Below are 15,793 nucleotides of genomic sequence, written 5' to 3' on the forward strand. Positions count from 1 at the left end.
AGAGAAACCCATGGAACTCCGCTTCACCGATGAGGAGCGCGCCTTCCGGCAGGAGGTGCGCGACTTCCTCGCCGCCGAATGCCCGGAAGCGACGCGTCAGCACATGATCGCCGGCAAATCCCCCACCAAGGAGATGGTGGTGGAGTGGCAGCGCAAGCTGAACAAGCGCGGCTGGGCCGCCCCCGAATGGCCCAAGGAGCATGGCGGGCCGGGCTGGACGCCCGCCCAGAAGTACATCTTCCGCGAGGAGCTGCAGATGTGGCCGGCGCCCTCGCCGCTCGGCTTCAACATCAACATGTGCGGGCCGGTCATCATCGAGTTCGGCACGCCGGAGCAGAAGGCCCGCTTCCTGCCGCGCATGCTGAACCTGGACGACTGGTGGTGCCAGGGCTTCTCCGAACCTGGCGCCGGTTCGGACCTGGCGGGCCTCAAGACGCGCGCGGTGCGCGATGGCGACCATTGGGTCATCAACGGCCAGAAGACCTGGACCACGTTGGCGCAGCACGCGGACTGGATCTTCGTCCTCGCCCGCACCGATCCGGCCGCGAAGAAGCAGGAGGGGATTTCCTTCTTCCTCGTCGACATGAAGACGCCGGGCATCACGGTCCGCCCGATCATCACGATCGAGGGCGGGCATGAGGTGAACGAGGTCTTCTTCGACGATGTGAAGGTGCCGCTGGATCACCTGGTCGGCCAGGAGAACAAGGGCTGGGATTGCGCCAAGTTCCTGCTGGGCAATGAGCGCTTCGGCCAGGCCCGAGTGGGCGCCAGCCGCGAGCGCATCCGCCGCCTCAAGGTCATCGCGCGGGAGACGATGGACGGGGACCGCCCCCTCATCGAGGACCCTGAATTCCGCCGCCAGATGACCGAGATGGAAATCGAGCTGAAGGCGCTGGAGATGACCGTCATGCGCGTCATCGCCAATGAGACGAAGCGCGCCGGCACCGGCAAGCCCGACCCCGCGACCTCCGTGCTCAAGATCAAGGGCACCGAGATCCAGCAGGGCGTCTCGGAACTGCTGATGAAGGCCGCCGGCCCCTATGCCTGGGTGGATGGCGACCCCGACGCCGAGGGCACGAATGAGTGGGACGTGGCGCCCGACTGGGCCTTCGGCCTGGCCGGCGTCTACTTCAACTGGCGCAAGCAGAGCATCTACGGTGGGTCCAACGAGATCCAGCGGAACATCATGGCCAAAGCTTTCCTGGGATTGTGAGAACATGGACTTCGACCTGAACGAATCCCAGGGGATGCTGCAGGACAGCGTCCGCAAGCTGCTCTCGGACAAGTATGGCTTCGAGCAGCGCAAGGCCTACATGGCCAGCGAGACGGGCTGGAGCCGCGAGCTCTGGGCGCAATACGCCGATCTCGGCCTGCTCGGCCTGCCCTTCGACGAGGAAGATGGCGGCTTCGGCGGCGGCGGCGAGGAGGTGATGATCGTGGCGGAGCAGATGGGCCGCCACATCACGCTGGAGCCCTGGCTCAGCACCGTCGTGCTGGGCGGCGGCTTCCTGCGCCATGGCGCGGCGGCGGATCTGCGTGCCGACATGGTGGCGGGTGTGGCCGGCGGCGGCGTGCTGCTGGCCTTCGCCCAGCAGGAACGCCAGTCGCGCTATGACCTGCACGATGTCGCCACCACCGCGAAGAAGGATGGCGCCGCCTGGGTCATCACCGGCCGCAAGGGCATGGTGCTGCATGGCGACACGGCCGACCACTTCATCGTGACGGCGCGCATCTCCGGCAACCGTCGTGACAAGGGCGGCATCGGCGTCTTCCTGGTGCCCGCCAAGGCCGAGGGCGTCTCGGTGCGCGGCTTCCGCCAGGTGGATGGGAGCCGCGCCGCCGAGGTGGAGTTCAGCAATGCCCGCGCCGAGCACGCGCTGGGCACGCCGGAAGACGGGCTCGCGCTCGTGGACAAGGTGGTGGACGAGGCAATCGCGGCGCTCGCCGCCGAGGCCATCGGCGCCATGGACGTGGTCCATGCCATGACGCTCGACTACATGAAGACGCGCCAGCAATTCGGAAAGCCCATCGGCAGCTTCCAGGCCTTGCAGCACAAGGCGGCCGACATGCTGGTCGCCATCGAGCAGTCGCGCTCCATGGCCTATTTCGCCACCATGGCCGCCCGCGACTCCGATGCGGCCGAACGTCGGCGCAACATGCACGCGGTGAAGGCGCAGATCGGCCGGTCACAGCGCCTGGTGGGGCAGGAGGCCATCCAGCTCCATGGCGGCATCGCCATGACGATGGAATACGCCGCCGGCCACTACTTCAAGCGGCTGACGGTGAACGAAGCCACCTTCGGTGACACCGACTTCCACCTGCGCTCGCTCTCCGATCTGGGCGGGTTGGTGCAGGCGGCGTAACACCTTACCGCCGCACCGCATTTCCTGTTGCGGTGCGGCGGGGCTCTTGCTTTGCTGCGCGCCTCAGCCCCGGAGGCCCGCCATGACCATCGCCCTGCCACGCCGCGCCGCTCTGCTGGGCGCCGCCGCCACCCTGGCCGCCCCCGCGGTGCATGCCCAGGAAGGGCCGATCCGCATCGGCGAGATCAATTCCTATTCCGCGCAGCCGGCCTTCCTCACCCCCTACCGCAACGCCTGGATGATGGCGCAGGACGAGGTGAACGCGGCCGGCGGCATCAATGGCCGCCGCATCGAGACCGTGTTCCGCGACGATGGCGGGCGGCCCGAGGACGCCGTGCGCCATGCGGGCGAGCTTGTGAACAATGAGCGCGTGGCGCTGCTCTCGGGCGGGTTCCTGTCCAATGTGGGGCTGGCGGTGGCGGACTTCGCCAACCAGAACCGCCGCCTCTACGTGGCGTCCGAGCCGCTGACGGATGCGCTGGTCTGGGCGCGCGGCAACCGCTTCACCTTCCGCCTGCGCCCCTCGACCTACATGCAATGCGCCATGCTGGTGGAGGAGGCGGCGAAGCTTCCCGCCCGGCGCTGGGCCACCGTGGCGCCGAACTACGAATACGGCCAGTCCGCCGTGCGCTGGTTCAAGGAATTGCTGACGCGCGCCAAGCCCGATGTGCAGTTCGTGGCGGAACAGTTCCCGGCACTCGGCCGCATTGACGCCGGCGCCACGGTGCAGGCGCTGGCGGGCGCGAACCCCGAGGGCATCTTCAACGTCACCTTCGGCGCGGACCTGACGAATTTCGTGCGCCAGGGCAGCACGCGCGGATTGTTCGAGCGCCGCAGCGTCGTCTCCCTGCTGACGGGCGAGCCCGAATACCTCGACCCGCTGGGCGATGAGGCGCCGGAGGGCTGGATCGTGACCGGCTACCCGTGGGAGGAGCTGAACACGGAAGGCCACACCCGCTTCCGCGAGAATTACCGCCGGCGCTTCAACACCCATCCGCGCCTGGGTTCGGTGGTGGCCTATGACACCGTCTCGGCCATCGTCGGCATGCTGCGGAAGTCTGGCGGCACCGAGACCGACGCCATGATCAACGCCATGCGCGGCCTGACCTTCCCCACCGCCTTCGGCGAGGCGGAGGTGGAGTTCCGCGCCATCGACCATCAATCCACGCTGGGCGCCTATATCGGCCGCACGGCGCTGCGCCGCGGCCGCGGGGTGATGGTGGATTGGCGCTATGCCGATGGGCGCAACTACCTGCCCACGGATGAGGTGGTGCGCAGCCTGCGCCCGCAGGGCTAGTCCGCCCTTGTTCGAGAACCTGTTGGTGCAGGGCCTGTCCGGCCTTGCATCGGCCTCCTCGCTGTTCCTGGTGGCCTCGGGGCTGACGGTCATCTTCGGCGTCACGCGCATCGTGAACTTCGCGCATGGCAGCCTCTACATGATGGGCGCCTACCTCTCCTGGACGCTGGTGACGGCGCTGCCGCGCGGGCACCTCGGCTTCTGGGGTGGGGTGCTGGTGGCGGCGCTGATCGTGGGCGTCATCGGCGTGCTCATCGAGGTGCTGCTGCTGCGCCGCATCTACAAGGCGCCCGAACTCTTCCAGCTTCTGGGCACCTTCGGCGTGGTGCTGATCGTGCAGGATGTGGCGCTGATGATCTGGGGGCCGCAGGATCTGCTGGGCCCGCGCGCGCCCGGGCTGCGCGGGGCGGTCGAGATCCTGGGCGTGCGCTTTCCCCTCTATGAGCTGTTCCTCATCGGCGTGGGGCCCTTGGTGCTGGGGCTGCTCTGGCTGCTGTTCCACCGCACGCGCTGGGGCACCACGGTGCGCGCGGCCACGGCGGACCGCGAGATGGTGGGGGCGCTCGGCGTCAACCAGCGCATGCTGTTCACGACCGTGTTCTTCCTGGGCTCGGTGCTGGCGGGGCTGGGCGGCGCGCTGCAATTGCCGCGCGAGAGCGTGAATTTGCAGATGGACCTGGCCATCATCGCCGAGGCCTTCGTGGTGGTCGTCATCGGCGGGCTGGGGTCCCTGCCGGGCGCCTTCCTGGCCGCGCTGCTGCTGGGGCAGTTGCAGGCCTTCGGCATCCTGATCTTCCCGAAGATCACGCTGGTGCTGGCCTTCCTGGTCATGGCCGTGGTGCTGGTGGTGCGACCGCACGGGCTGCTGGGCCGCCCGCCCGCCAGCGCGCATGCCGCGCATGTGGTGGAGCCACCCTACCCGCCGGCGACGCCGCTGGTCCGCTATCTGGGCTTCGCGGCGCTGGCGCTGGCCGTACTGGTGCCGCCCTTCATGGGCGAGTTCGCGCTGATCGTCTTCACCGAGATCGCCATCATGGTGCTCTTCGCCGCGAGCCTGCACTTCATCATGGGGCCCGGCGGCATGGCGAGCTTCGGCCACGCCGCCTATTTCGGCCTGGGCGCCTATGGGGCGGCGCTGCTGGCCAAGCATTTCGCGGCCCCCATGGAACTCGGCCTGTTTGCCGCGCCGCTGATGGCGGGCTTCGCGGGCGTGGTGTTCGGCTGGTTCTGTGTGCGGCTCTCGGGCGTCTATGCCGCCATGCTGACGCTCGCCTTCGCGCAGATCGCCTGGTCCACGGCCTTCCAGTGGGTGGAGGTGACGGGGGGCGACAATGGCATATTGGGCGTCTGGCCCAGCGCCTGGGCGCAGCCGAAGCTGGTCTATTACTACATGGCGCTGGTGCTCTGCGTGGGGGTCACGCTGCTGCTGCGCCGGGCCATCTTCGCGCCCTTCGGCTATGCGCTGCGCGCCGGGCGCGACAGCCCGCTGCGGGCCGAGGCCATCGGCATGGACGGGTTCCGCATCCGCTGGGTCGCCTTCATCCTGGCCGCCATTGCGGCGGGCATCGCGGGGGGCTCTTCGCCTATGCCAAGGGCAGCGTCTTCCCCACCTACATGGCCATTCCGCGCAGCGTGGACGCGCTGCTGATGGTGCTGCTGGGCGGGGTGCAGACCGTGAGCGGGCCCATTGTCGGCGCGCTGGCCTATACCTGGATCCATGAGCAGCTGATGCGCAGCTTCGAATTGTGGCGGCTGTTCCTGGGCAGCGTCATCGTGGCGCTGGTGCTGTTCTTCCCGCAGGGGTTGGTGGGGGCGGCGCAAAGGCTGACGGAGCGCCGGAAATGACCCTGCTGGTCGAGGACATCCACAAATCCTTCGGCGGCGTGCAGGCGGTGGCCGGCGTGTCGCTCGCGGTGCGGGCGGGCGAATTGCTGGCGCTGATCGGCCCCAATGGGGCGGGCAAGTCCACCTGCTTCAACATGCTGAACGGGCAGCTTCGCCCGGACCGCGGGCGCATCGTGCTCAAGGGCCAGGACATCGCGGGGCTGCCGCCGCGGCGCATCTGGCGGATGGGCGTGGGGCGCACCTTCCAGATCACGGCCACCTTCGCCTCCATGTCGGTGCTGGAAAATGTGCAGATGGCGCTGCTGTCGCACGCGCACCGCCTCTTCGACATCTGGAACCCCGTCACGCGCGAGGACCCTACCCGCGCCATGGCCCTGCTGGACCGCGTGGGCATGGCGGCCCAGGCCCAGCGCCCCTGCGGCGTGCTGGCCTATGGGGACCTCAAGCGCGTGGAACTCGCCATCGCGCTGGCCAATGACCCCGCGCTGCTGCTGATGGATGAGCCCACCGCCGGCATGGCGCCGTCGGAGCGGGTGGCGCTGATGGAACTGACGGCCAGCATCGCCCGCAACTCCGGCATCGCGGTGCTGTTCACGGAGCACGACATGGAAGTCGTCTTCGCGCATGCCGACCGCATCCTGGTGCTGGACCGCGGCCGCCCCATCGCCGAGGGCGAACCCGCCGAGGTCCGCGCCGACCCCCGTGTGCGCGAGGTCTATCTCGGCACCGGCGCCACGCACGGAATCGCCTGATGCTGGAGGTGGAGGGCCTGCACGCGCATTACGGCCGCGCGCATATTCTGCAAGGCGTCACGCTCGCCGCGCGGCAGGGCGAGGTGGTGGCGCTGCTCGGCCGCAACGGCGCGGGCAAGAGCACCACCATGAAGTCCATCATGGGAATGGTGCGACCCAGCCAAGGCCAGGTGCGCTTCGAGGGCCGGGACCTGGCGGGGCGCGAGCCCTTCGAGATCGCCCGCGCCGGCATCGGCTATGTGCCGGAGGAGCGGCGCATCTTCACCGAGCTGACGGTGATGGAGAACCTCGATGTCGGCCGCCGCCCGCCTCGCCCGGGGCAGCAGGCCTGGACGGAGGAGCGTGTCTTCGCCCTCTTCCCGAGCCTCGGCGCCATGCGCGCGCGGCCGGGCGGGCGGATGAGCGGGGGCGAGCAGCAGATGCTCACCATCGGCCGCACGCTGATGGGCAATCCGCGGCTGATCCTGCTGGACGAACCTTCCGAGGGCCTGGCCCCCGTCATCATCGAGCGCATGGCGGACGCCATCCTGGCGCTGAAGCGGGAGGGGCTGACGGTGCTGCTGTCCGAGCAGAACCTGCATTTCGCGCGCCTGGTCAGCGACCGCGCCTGCGTGCTGGAGAAGGGCCAGATCCGCTGGGAGGGCACGCTGGAGGCGCTGATGGCGGATGAGGCGGTGAAGCAGCAATACCTGGTGGCCTGACGGGCAATCCCTGCTGCCGGACTGGGCAAGCGCGGCGCGGCGGGGCAGGTTTCGCCCTCCGGCCCCGCTTGGCGCGCCCGTCGCACAGCGCCACAACCACGCCCAAAGGAAGGGAAATCCATGCCCCGTCTCGTCACCCTCGCCGCCGCGCAATTGGGACCCATCCAGAAGGCCGAGGGCCGCGACGTGGCCGTGGGCCGCATGGTCCGCCTCATGGAGCGCGCGCACAAGCGCGGCGTGGAGGTGGTGGTCTTCCCCGAACTGGCGCTGACCACCTTCTTCCCCCGCTGGTATGAGGAGGACATCAGCCGCGCCGACCACTGGTATGAGCACGCGATGCCCTCTAACGAGACGGCGCCGCTGTTCGAGGCGGCGCGGAAATACGGCATCGGCTTCCATCTGGGCTATGCCGAGAAGACGCCGGACGGGCGCCGCTTCAACACCGCGATCTATGTGCACCCCTCGGGCGAGGTGGTGCTGAAGTACCGCAAGGTCCATCTGCCCGGCCACCGCGACTTCGACCCCATCCGCAAGGTGCAGCACCTGGAGAAGCGGTATTTCGAGGTGGGCGATCTTGGCTTCCCCGTGATCCGCGCGCCGGTGGGCGGGCAGGAGGCCAATATCGGCATGATGATCTGCAATGACCGCCGCTGGCCCGAGGCCTGGCGCGAGATGGGGCTGCAGCAGGTCGAGATCGTGATGCTCGGCTACAACACCCCCAGCCTGAACATGGACAATCGCGGCTTCGAGGCGCACCACCTGCGGGTGGAGCATTCGCACCTCTCCATCCGCTCGGGCTGCTACCAGAATGCCTGCTTCGGCGTGGCCACCGCCAAGGGTGGCACCGAGGATGGGCATGAGCTGTTCGGCCATTCCATCATCGTGAACCCGCAGGGCGAGATCATGGCCCAGGCCACCTCCTGGGGCGATGAGCTCATCACCGCCGATTGCGACCTGGATGACTGCAACCTCGGCCGCACGACCATCTTCAACTTCGCCGCCCATCGCCGGCCGGAGGCCTATCAGCGCATCACCACCCAGGTGGGCAGCGAAGCGCCGGCGGTGTGGAAGCCGGGGCAGGGCTGATGCCCAGCCTGGAACGCGACGGCGCCACCCTCTGGTGGGACCGGCGGGGTGACCCGTCCAAGCCCGACCTGGTGCTGGCCTCGGGCCTGGGCGGCACCCATGGCTGGTGGACGCCGCAATTCGAGGAATGGGGGAAGCATTTCCACCTGCTGGTGTTCGACCAGCGCGGCACGGGCCATTCCTCGCGCGTGCCGGTGGCCTCGGTCTGGCAGATGGCGGACGACCTTGCCGCCGTGCTGGACGCGGCGGGGGTGGAGCGGCCGCTCTATCTCGGCCACTCCACCGGCGGCGCCATCGGCGTGGCGCTGGCGCTGCGGCGGCCGGGCGTGTTCCGGCGCATGGTGGTCTATGCCAGCACCACCCATGGCGACGCCTATCGCCGGAAGCTGCTGGGGCTGCGCCGCATGCTGATGGACCGCGCGGGCATGGACGCCTATGCGCGCTACACCACCCTGCTGCTGCACCCGCCCTATTTCATCAACGCCAATGCCGAACGCCTGGACGCCGACGAACAGGCCGCCGCGGCCGCGCTGGGCGAGCCGGAGGTGCAGGGCAGCCGGTTGCAGGCCATCCTGGACTTCGACCCGCGCGCGGAACTGCCGGGGCTGGATGTGCCCATGCTGGTGGTCTGCACCGATGATGACATCCTGACGCCCCGCTACTTCTCGGAAGAACTCGCCGCGCTGGTGCCCGGCGCGCGCGCGCATTTCGAGCCGCGCGGTGGCCATGCCCTCTCCCGCACCGAGCCCGCCCGCTTCGGCGAGATCGTCCTGCCCTTCCTCAAGGAGTGACCCCATGCCCACGCGCCGCCGCCTGATCCTGGCCTCGCCCTTTCTTGCCGCGCCGGCCCTGGCGCAGGGCCAATGGTCGCCGGAACGGCCCGTGCGCTTCATCGTGCCCTTCCCGGCGGGCGGCAGCAGCGACACCCAGGCGCGGCTGATCGCGGAACCCCTGGCCCGCGCGTTGGGCCAGCCCGTGGTCATCGAGAACCGGCCGGGCGCCGGCGGCGTGATCGGCGCGACCGAGGCGGCGCGCGCGGCACCCGATGGGCACACGCTTTTCATCGCCACCACCGGCACCCATGCGGCCAATGTCTCGCTCTATTCGCGCCTCGCTTATGACCCGGTGCGGGACTTCGCGCCGGTGACGATGGTGGCGGACTACGCGCAGTTCATCGGCGTGGGGCCGGAATGGCCGGCGTCGCCGCAGCGCAGCCTGGAGGGGCTGGTGGCCGCGCTGCGGGCGGATGCGAGCAAGCGCTCCTTCGCCTCCTCCGGCAATGGTTCGCCCACGCATCTGGCGGGCGAGATGTTCGGGCATCTCTTCGGCATCCCGATGGAGCATGTGCCCTATCGCGGCCAGGCGCTGGCGGTGGCGGACGTGATCGCGGGGCGCGTGCCGCTGATGTTCCCCTCCATCGCGGATGTGCTGGGGCAGATCCGCGCCGGCCGTGTCACGCCGCTGGCCACCATGGCGCCCACGCGCAGCAGCGCCATCCCGGATGTGCCCACCACGGCGGAGCTGGGGCACCCTTCGCTGGTCAGTTCCATCTGGACGGCCATCTTCCTGCGCGCCGGTTCGCCCCCCGCGGCCGTGGCACGGATGAACGCCGAGATCGTGCGCATCCTGGCCGCGCCCGAGCTGGCGCAGCGGCTGGGCGAGGCGGGCTTCGGCGTGCAGTCCTCGACGCCGGAGGAACTGGCGCGCTTCCAGCAGGCCGAAATCACGCGCTGGGCGGAGGTGGTGCGGATTTCGGGCGCGCGGCTGGATTGAAGAATTCAGGAGTGTTGCCCGGTTACAAAGACCGCTCTGTATTTTCGGTTTGCACGCGATGGGTGTGCACAAGGCAGGCATGCATCCGGTTCGGTCTTTAACCGGCCCGGCGCGACTGCTATCTGAAACCCCTGCTCCCACAGGGAATAATGATGCCTGCTGCTGCCATTCCACCGCATGAAGCCCAACGCCTGGCGGCGCTGCGCGCCTATGGCATGCTGGATGGGGCCTGCGACTCGGTGCTGGACGATGTGGTGCAGCTGGCCGCGCGGCTGACCTCCATGCCCATGGCGCTGGTGACGCTGATCGATTCCGACCGGCAGGTGCTGCTGGCGCGCAAGGGCGTGGACATGAGCGAGACGCCGCGCGACGTCTCCTTCTGCGCCCATGCCATCCTGACGCCCGACCAGCCCATGATCGTCTCCGACATGTCGCGCGACCCGCGCGCCGCGGACAACCCCTATGTGACCGGGCCGCCGCATCTGCGCGCCTATCTCGGCATTCCGCTGGTGAACAGCGAGGGCTATGCGCTGGGCGCGCTGTGCGTGCTGGACGAGGTGGTGCGCGAACACGACGCCAACATGGTCGCGACCATGCAGAGCCTGGCCCGCACCGTGGTGACCACGCTGGAACTGCGCCGCGTGATGCGCCAGGTCCACAACCTGGCCCTGACCGATGCGCTGACCGGGCTGGCCAACCGCCCAGCCCTGATGGATGCGCTGGGGCGGGCCATCGGGCCAGGGGCGGGCTTCTCGGTGCTCTGCCTCGACCTGGATGGGTTCAAGGGGCTGAATGACAGCCAGGGCCACGCGGTGGGCGACCTCGCCCTGACCGAGGTGGCGCAGGAGCTGCGGCTGGCCTGCGGCACAGGCGATGTGGCGGCGCGGCTGGGCGGCGATGAATTCGCGCTGCTGCTGGCCTCCGGCGAGGCGGAACCCATGGCCGAGCGCGTCCGCACCGGCATCGCCCGGCGCATGGCCGCGCAGGGCTGGGCGGTGACGGCCTCGATCGGGGGCGTCACCTTCCACGCCCCGCCCGAGGACGCCGCTTCCGCCTTGGCCATGGCGGATGCGCTGCTCTACGAAGCCAAGCGCGGCGGGCGGAACCGGGCGGTGCTGCGCGTGTCCGAACAGGCGCCGCTGGGTTAATCCGGCACGGTCGGGAAGCCGCCCAGCCACAGCACATCCTCGATGCGCCGCGCGCCGCTGGCCAGCATGGCGAGGCGATCGAAGCCCAGCGCGATGCCGCTGCCGGCGGGCATGCCGTGGTCGAGGGCGGCCAGGAAATCCTCATCCACCGGCCAGGCGTTGTCGGCGCCGTGCAGGCGCACGCGCTCGGCCACGTCATGGGTGAAGCGGGCGCGTTGTTCGGTGGGGTCGGTCAACTCGTCGAAGGCGTTGGCGAGTTCCACCCCACCCACGAACATCTCGAAGCGCAAGGCCACGCGTGGCTCGGCCGGGTCACGCCGGGCGAGGGCGGCCTGGGGGGCGGGCCAATGGGTCAGGAAGCTGCCGCGCGCGCGGCCCAGATGCGGTTCCACATGGTCGAGCAGCAGGCGGAAGAAGGCGTCCTCCCAGCTTTCACCAGGCCTCGCCCCCAGCGCCGCCGCATCGCCGCTGCCATCGGGGCGGATGCTGGCGAGCAGGTCCAGGCCCACCCAACGGGTGAAGGCCTCGGCGCAGGTGATGCGCTCGAAGGGCAGGGTGAGGTCCGTCTCCACCCCGTTGTGCGCGACCCGGGGCGGGCAGAGGGCACGGACCAGGGCCTCGGCCTCGTCCATCAGCCCATCCAGCGCCAGGCCGGGGCGATACCATTCCAGCATGGTGAATTCGGGGGCGTGGGTGCGGCCCACCTCGCCATTGCGCCAGACGCGGGCCAGTTCGAACACCGGCCCGGCGCCGGCCACCAGCAGCCGCTTCAGCGCCAGTTCGGGCGAGGTCCGCAGCCAGAGGGGTTGCGCCGCCCCCGCGCCCAGATGCGGCTCGAACGCCGTGCGGAAGCCGCGCAGATGCACCTCCATGCCCGGGGCAGGGACGAGGCAGGGGGTTTCCACCTCGCGATAGCCGCGGGCGGTCAGCCAGGCGCGGGTTTCGGCCGTCAGCCTTGCGCGGGTGTCGAGGAAGGGCAGGCGGGCGGCGAGCCGCTCGGGGGACCAGTGGGGCATTGCGCCGGCCGGCTTAGCAGGGCAAAGCCCGGCACACCATGAAACGGACCCTTCGCAGCGCGCGCGACCTGGCGGCGGCCGGCCTTGTCACCCCCGCCCGCGCGGCCGAGATCGCGCCCGTCGAGACGCGCTATTCCGTGGCCGTCACCCCCGCCATGGCCGCGCTGATCGCGGGCGGCGCGGCCGATGTCGCCGCGCAATACCTGCCCGACCCGGCGGAGCTGGTCACGGCCCCGCATGAGCTGGACGACCCGACGGCGGATGCGCCCTTCACCCCCATCAAGGGCGTGGTGCACCGCTACCCGGATCGGGCGTTGCTGAAGCCCCTGCTGGCCTGCCCCGTCTATTGCCGCTTCTGCTTCCGGCGCGAGGCGGTGGGCCCCGATGGCGGCCTGCTGACCGAGGCGGAGCTGGAGGCGGCGCTGGACTGGTTCGCGGCCACCCCCGCGGTGCGCGAGGTGATCCTGACCGGCGGCGACCCGCTGATCCTCTCGCCGCGTCGGCTCGCGCATATCCTGGCGCGGCTGTCCGCCATTCCGCATGTCGAACTGCTGCGGATCCATTCCCGCGTGCCGGTGGCCGAGCCCTCGCGCGTCACGCCCGAGCTTCTGGCGGCGCTGACGCTGGAGACGCCGCTTTACCTCTGCGTCCACGCCAATGCGGCGGCCGAGTTCACGGCCGAAGCCGGGGCGGCGCTGCGCGCCCTGCACGGCGCGGGCCTGGTTCTGCTGGGGCAGAGCGTGCTGCTGCGTGGCGTGAACGACAGCGAGGCCGCGCTGGAAGCCCTGTTCCGCGCGATGCTGCGGCACCGGGTGAAGCCCTACTACCTCCACCAGCTCGATCCCGCGCCAGGGACGGCGCGCTTCCATGTGCCGGAGGCGGAGGGGCTGGCGCTGCTGGCCCGCCTTCGCGGGCGCGTGACGGGGCTTTCCTGGCCCGCCTATGTGCGCGAATGGCCGGAGGGGGGCGGGAAATACCCTCTCGGTATGCCCGCCATGCAGCCTGGGGCTGGACATCCGCGCCGATCCGGTTAGAAGGCGCCCCACGGTCGGGCGATTAGCTCAGTTGGTAGAGCAGCTGACTCTTAATCAGCGGGTCGTAGGTTCGAGCCCTACATCGCCCACCATTCCCGTCCCAACGCCCGTGAAGCGCCCAAAGCCGGTCAGCGACGGCGTTCCCGTTCGATCCGCCGGCGCTCCCTCTCCAGCTCACGCTGACGCTCTTCCAGACGTTCCTGCCGCTCGGCCAGACGACGCTGATCCTCGCGGAGGCGCCGCTCCTCCTCTCGGGCGGCCCGGCCACGATCACGGTGGAAGTCGCGGTCATCGCGGCGCTCGACACGGCCAGGGTAGCGCTGCGGCTCCTGCTGCTGCGGCTCGAAGACCTGTGGCGCCAATTGCCGAAGCATCTGGTTCAGATCTTGCGCCTGGGCCGGCACGACGGAGAGGGCAAAGGCCGCCACGGTCGCGGAAAACAGGATTTTCATGGCTTCCTCCAAGGGCGGGAAGGTGACGATCTCCCTATGAGAAAACCCAACGGGCGGCGGCGCGATTGGTTACCCGATGGTGGTGCAAGCTGTGATGTGACGACATGCACCACCGCGAACAGGGCCGGCGAAGGTCATCCTCTCTCCGCCATGGATCGCGTCAGGACAGGCGCGCGCCCGCCGCGCGCGGATTGTGATGCGTCGGCGCCTGACGCAGCATGCCGCCCCATCAAGGGGGGCGAGATGGAACGGCGGCAACTCGGACACACAGGGCTTGAGGTTTCGGTCATCGGCTATGGCTGCGGCGCCATCGGCGGCCTGATGGTGAAGGGCAGCGCGGCCGAGCAGGATCGCGCCATCGGCCGCGCGCTCGACCAGGGCATCACCTATTTCGACACCGCCAGCGCCTATGGCGACGGTGCCTCCGAGCGGAATCTCGGCCGCGCGCTGCGGGGGCTGGCCGCCAACCCCGTCATCGGCACCAAGGTCCGCATCTTCCCCGAGCAGCGCGGCGACGTGGCCGGCACCATCGCGGCCTCGCTGGAGGCGAGCCTCGCGCGGCTGGGGCGGGAGCGGGTGGACATCTTCCAGCTGCACAACCCCATCACCGCTGCGGGCACGGCACCGGCTTTCACCGCCGACGCCATCCTGGAGCAGGCCGTGCCGGCGCTGCGGCGCCTGCAGGCCCAGGGTAAGATCGGCCATTACGGCATCACGGGCCTGGGCGATGCGCCGGCCCTGCTGCATGTGCTGGAGGAAGGCGGCTTCGCCACCGCCCAGATGCCCTACAATCTGCTGAACCCGAGCGGTGTGGCGCCCCTTAAGGCCGGCTCCGACATGCCCGATCTCGGCGGCGTCATCGCCGGCGCGGCGGCGCTGGGCGTGGGCGTCATGGCCATCCGCGTGCTGGCCGGCGGCGCGCTGAGCGGCACCGAGGCGCGCGGGCCCATGGGCGTGCCGGCGCCGGCACCCATCGCCTCGGGCGCGGACTACGCGGCGGATGTGGCCGCCGCGCAGCGCTTCCGCCCGCTGGTGGCGGCGGGTTTCGCGGCGGATCTTGTGGAGCTGGCGCTGCGCTTCGCCGCCATGCCGCGCGAGATCAGCACCATCCTCGTCGGCAGCGGCAGCGTGGAGGAAATGGACCACGCCGTCGCCGCCCTGACGCGCGGCCCGCTGCCGCCCGAAGCCCTTGCCATGCTGGAGACCCTGTGATGCCCCGTCTGTCTTCCGAGGGGCTGATCGCCCTCGTCGCCGCCATGCTGGGCCGCGTCGGCGCCGAGGCGGCGGTGGCGCGCCAAGTGGCGGCCGATTTGGTGGAGGCTAACCTCCAGGGCCATGACAGCCACGGCATGCAGCTCGTGCCGCGCTATGTGGCGAATGTGGAGAAGGGCCTCATCACCCCCAACGCCAGCGCGCAACAGGTGGGCGGCATGGGCGCGTTGTCGCTGTGGGATGGCGGGATGGGCTTCGGCCAGGTGGTCGGCCGCCAGGCGACGGCGGCGGGCATCGCGGCCGCGCGGGAGCACGGGCTGGCGGGCTTCGGGCTGCGGAACACCCACCACCTCGGCCGCATCGGCGCCTATGCCGAGATGGCGGTGGCCGAGGGGCTGATCGGGATCTTCTTCGTGAATGCCGTCAGTGGCGTGCCCTTCGTGGCGCCCTTCGGCGGCGCGGATGGGCGGATGGGCACCAACCCCATCTGCATCGGCATTCCCAAATCCCCGCACCCCATCCTGTTGGATTTCGCCACCAGCGCCATCGCCGTCGGCAAGGTGAAGGTGGCCTTCAACGCCGGCAAGCAGGTGCCCGCCGGCGCGCTGGTGACGCATGAGGGCGAGGCCAGCACCGACCCCGCCGTGATCTACGGCCAAGGCCCGCGCGGCGCGCTGCAGCCCTTCGGCGGGCACAAGGGCTATGGCTTGGCGCTGGTCTGCGAAATCCTGGGCGGGGCGCTGACGGGCGGCGGCACCAACCAGCCCGCCACGCCCAATGACCGCGGCATCGTGAACGGCATGCTGGGCATCCTGCTGGACCCCGCGCGGCTGGCGGAAAGCCCGGCCTTCGCCGCCGAGGTGGACGCCATCAGCGACCACGTCATGGCCAGCGCGCCGGGCCGCGTCATCCTCCCCGGCGAGCCGGAAAGGCGCGCGCGGGCGGAGCGTGTGGCGCAGGGCATCCCGCTGGATGACGTGACCTGGGGCGACCTTTCGGCCACGGCCACGCGGCTGGGCTTGCCGGAGGCGGAGATCCGGGCGGCGATCCTCGCCTAGCGTCTGATCGCCTTCGGTGGCTTCACCGAAGGCGTGAATCAGCCGCTCGGCAAGGT

Annotated in this window: 16 protein-coding genes and 1 tRNA gene; 15 read left to right on the top strand and 2 right to left on the bottom strand. The window is 70.0% G+C overall.

The window, feature by feature from the left end; genetic code table 11:
* The first annotated feature begins 10 nt into the window (after window positions 1-10).
* From ICW72_RS16630 to ICW72_RS16675, 11 genes are all read left to right on the top strand, one after another.
* Complete coding sequence (locus ICW72_RS16630; RefSeq protein WP_191083730.1) at window positions 11-1,213, top strand: acyl-CoA dehydrogenase family protein; 1,203 nt, start codon at window positions 11-13, stop codon at window positions 1,211-1,213.
* A gap of 4 nt (window positions 1,214-1,217) precedes the next feature.
* Complete coding sequence (locus tag ICW72_RS16635) at window positions 1,218-2,363, top strand: acyl-CoA dehydrogenase family protein (RefSeq protein ID WP_191083731.1); 1,146 nt, start codon at window positions 1,218-1,220, stop codon at window positions 2,361-2,363.
* A gap of 82 nt (window positions 2,364-2,445) precedes the next feature.
* Window positions 2,446-3,660 (top strand): ABC transporter substrate-binding protein, encoded by a 1,215-nt coding sequence (locus ICW72_RS16640; RefSeq protein ID WP_191083732.1) that lies wholly within the window; start codon window positions 2,446-2,448, stop codon window positions 3,658-3,660.
* A gap of 7 nt (window positions 3,661-3,667) precedes the next feature.
* Window positions 3,668-5,308 (top strand): ABC transporter permease, encoded by a 1,641-nt coding sequence (locus ICW72_RS16645; protein ID WP_456300163.1) that lies wholly within the window; start codon window positions 3,668-3,670, stop codon window positions 5,306-5,308.
* Window positions 5,275-5,505, top strand: a complete 231-nt coding sequence (locus ICW72_RS21415; RefSeq protein WP_456300164.1) for a hypothetical protein — start codon at window positions 5,275-5,277, stop codon at window positions 5,503-5,505. Before ICW72_RS16645 ends, ICW72_RS21415 begins: the two co-directional genes overlap by 34 nt.
* Window positions 5,502-6,257 (top strand): ABC transporter ATP-binding protein, encoded by a 756-nt coding sequence (locus tag ICW72_RS16650; RefSeq protein ID WP_191083733.1) that lies wholly within the window; start codon window positions 5,502-5,504, stop codon window positions 6,255-6,257. The genes ICW72_RS21415 and ICW72_RS16650 overlap by 4 nt, the downstream gene beginning before the upstream one ends.
* The gene (locus ICW72_RS16655) at window positions 6,257-6,958 is read left to right on the top strand and encodes an ABC transporter ATP-binding protein (RefSeq protein ID WP_191083734.1); all 702 of its coding nucleotides are present in this window, start codon (window positions 6,257-6,259) and stop codon (window positions 6,956-6,958) included. Before ICW72_RS16650 ends, ICW72_RS16655 begins: the two co-directional genes overlap by 1 nt.
* Window positions 6,959-7,078: 120 nt before the next feature.
* A complete protein-coding gene (locus ICW72_RS16660; RefSeq protein WP_191083735.1) occupies window positions 7,079-8,044 on the top strand; it encodes an N-carbamoyl-D-amino-acid hydrolase in 966 nt (321 codons plus the stop codon).
* Window positions 8,044-8,835 (top strand): alpha/beta fold hydrolase, encoded by a 792-nt coding sequence (locus tag ICW72_RS16665; protein WP_191083736.1) that lies wholly within the window; start codon window positions 8,044-8,046, stop codon window positions 8,833-8,835. Before ICW72_RS16660 ends, ICW72_RS16665 begins: the two co-directional genes overlap by 1 nt.
* Before the next feature lie 4 nt (window positions 8,836-8,839).
* Window positions 8,840-9,817: a Bug family tripartite tricarboxylate transporter substrate binding protein gene (locus tag ICW72_RS16670; protein ID WP_191083737.1), complete on the top strand. Its 978-nt coding sequence runs from the start codon at window positions 8,840-8,842 to the stop codon at window positions 9,815-9,817.
* A gap of 149 nt (window positions 9,818-9,966) precedes the next feature.
* Complete coding sequence (locus ICW72_RS16675) at window positions 9,967-10,965, top strand: sensor domain-containing diguanylate cyclase (RefSeq protein WP_191083738.1); 999 nt, start codon at window positions 9,967-9,969, stop codon at window positions 10,963-10,965.
* Here the strand turns inward: ICW72_RS16675 and epmA are convergent.
* Window positions 10,962-11,981, bottom strand: coding sequence for an EF-P lysine aminoacylase EpmA (gene epmA, locus ICW72_RS16680; RefSeq protein ID WP_191083739.1), 1,020 nt, complete (start codon window positions 11,979-11,981; stop codon window positions 10,962-10,964). The two genes, ICW72_RS16675 and epmA, sit on opposite strands and share 4 nt — an antisense overlap.
* Window positions 11,982-12,019: 38 nt before the next feature.
* Here epmA and ICW72_RS16685 point away from each other — a divergent pair, with 38 nt between their 5' ends.
* Together ICW72_RS16685 and ICW72_RS16690 are read left to right on the top strand one after the other, a co-directional pair.
* Window positions 12,020-13,015, top strand: a complete 996-nt coding sequence (locus tag ICW72_RS16685; protein ID WP_191083740.1) for a lysine-2,3-aminomutase-like protein — start codon at window positions 12,020-12,022, stop codon at window positions 13,013-13,015.
* A 16-nt stretch (window positions 13,016-13,031) separates the two neighbouring features.
* Window positions 13,032-13,107, top strand: a tRNA-Lys gene (locus ICW72_RS16690).
* Between the two features lie 36 nt (window positions 13,108-13,143).
* On the opposite strand, the gene ICW72_RS16695 is transcribed toward ICW72_RS16690, so the two are convergent.
* Entirely contained in the window at window positions 13,144-13,479 is a 336-nt protein-coding gene (locus tag ICW72_RS16695; RefSeq protein ID WP_191083741.1) for a hypothetical protein, read from the bottom strand.
* Between the two features lie 231 nt (window positions 13,480-13,710).
* Between ICW72_RS16695 and ICW72_RS16700 the strand changes: the two genes are divergently transcribed.
* Together ICW72_RS16700 and ICW72_RS16705 are read left to right on the top strand one after the other, a co-directional pair.
* Window positions 13,711-14,679 (top strand): aldo/keto reductase, encoded by a 969-nt coding sequence (locus tag ICW72_RS16700; protein WP_191083742.1) that lies wholly within the window; start codon window positions 13,711-13,713, stop codon window positions 14,677-14,679.
* Window positions 14,679-15,737 carry a malate/lactate/ureidoglycolate dehydrogenase gene (locus tag ICW72_RS16705; protein WP_191083743.1) on the top strand — a complete coding sequence of 353 codons (1,059 nt, stop codon included), beginning with the start codon at window positions 14,679-14,681 and terminating at the stop codon, window positions 15,735-15,737. The genes ICW72_RS16700 and ICW72_RS16705 overlap by 1 nt, the downstream gene beginning before the upstream one ends.
* Window positions 15,738-15,793: the final 56 nt, after the last annotated feature.

It is taken from the genome of Roseococcus microcysteis, assembly GCF_014764365.1.
In the GTDB taxonomy this organism is placed as follows: Bacteria; Pseudomonadota; Alphaproteobacteria; order Acetobacterales; family Acetobacteraceae; genus Roseococcus; species Roseococcus microcysteis.

What these genes read in the sequence shown, in the direction of transcription:
- ICW72_RS16630 (WP_191083730.1), top strand. Translation starts at nt 11, where the DNA reads ATGGAACTCCGCTTCACCGATGAGGAGCGCGCCTTCCGGCAGGAGGTG.
- ICW72_RS16635 (WP_191083731.1), top strand. Translation starts at nt 1,218, where the DNA reads ATGGACTTCGACCTGAACGAATCCCAGGGGATGCTGCAGGACAGCGTC.
- ICW72_RS16640 (WP_191083732.1), top strand. Translation starts at nt 2,446, where the DNA reads ATGACCATCGCCCTGCCACGCCGCGCCGCTCTGCTGGGCGCCGCCGCC.
- ICW72_RS21415 (WP_456300164.1), top strand. Translation starts at nt 5,275, where the DNA reads ATGGCCATTCCGCGCAGCGTGGACGCGCTGCTGATGGTGCTGCTGGGC.
- ICW72_RS16650 (WP_191083733.1), top strand. Translation starts at nt 5,502, where the DNA reads ATGACCCTGCTGGTCGAGGACATCCACAAATCCTTCGGCGGCGTGCAG.
- ICW72_RS16655 (WP_191083734.1), top strand. Translation starts at nt 6,257, where the DNA reads ATGCTGGAGGTGGAGGGCCTGCACGCGCATTACGGCCGCGCGCATATT.
- ICW72_RS16660 (WP_191083735.1), top strand. Translation starts at nt 7,079, where the DNA reads ATGCCCCGTCTCGTCACCCTCGCCGCCGCGCAATTGGGACCCATCCAG.
- ICW72_RS16665 (WP_191083736.1), top strand. Translation starts at nt 8,044, where the DNA reads ATGCCCAGCCTGGAACGCGACGGCGCCACCCTCTGGTGGGACCGGCGG.
- ICW72_RS16670 (WP_191083737.1), top strand. Translation starts at nt 8,840, where the DNA reads ATGCCCACGCGCCGCCGCCTGATCCTGGCCTCGCCCTTTCTTGCCGCG.
- ICW72_RS16675 (WP_191083738.1), top strand. Translation starts at nt 9,967, where the DNA reads ATGATGCCTGCTGCTGCCATTCCACCGCATGAAGCCCAACGCCTGGCG.
- epmA (WP_191083739.1), bottom strand. Translation starts at nt 11,981, where the DNA reads ATGCCCCACTGGTCCCCCGAGCGGCTCGCCGCCCGCCTGCCCTTCCTC.
- ICW72_RS16685 (WP_191083740.1), top strand. Translation starts at nt 12,020, where the DNA reads ATGAAACGGACCCTTCGCAGCGCGCGCGACCTGGCGGCGGCCGGCCTT.
- ICW72_RS16700 (WP_191083742.1), top strand. Translation starts at nt 13,711, where the DNA reads ATGGAACGGCGGCAACTCGGACACACAGGGCTTGAGGTTTCGGTCATC.
- ICW72_RS16705 (WP_191083743.1), top strand. Translation starts at nt 14,679, where the DNA reads ATGCCCCGTCTGTCTTCCGAGGGGCTGATCGCCCTCGTCGCCGCCATG.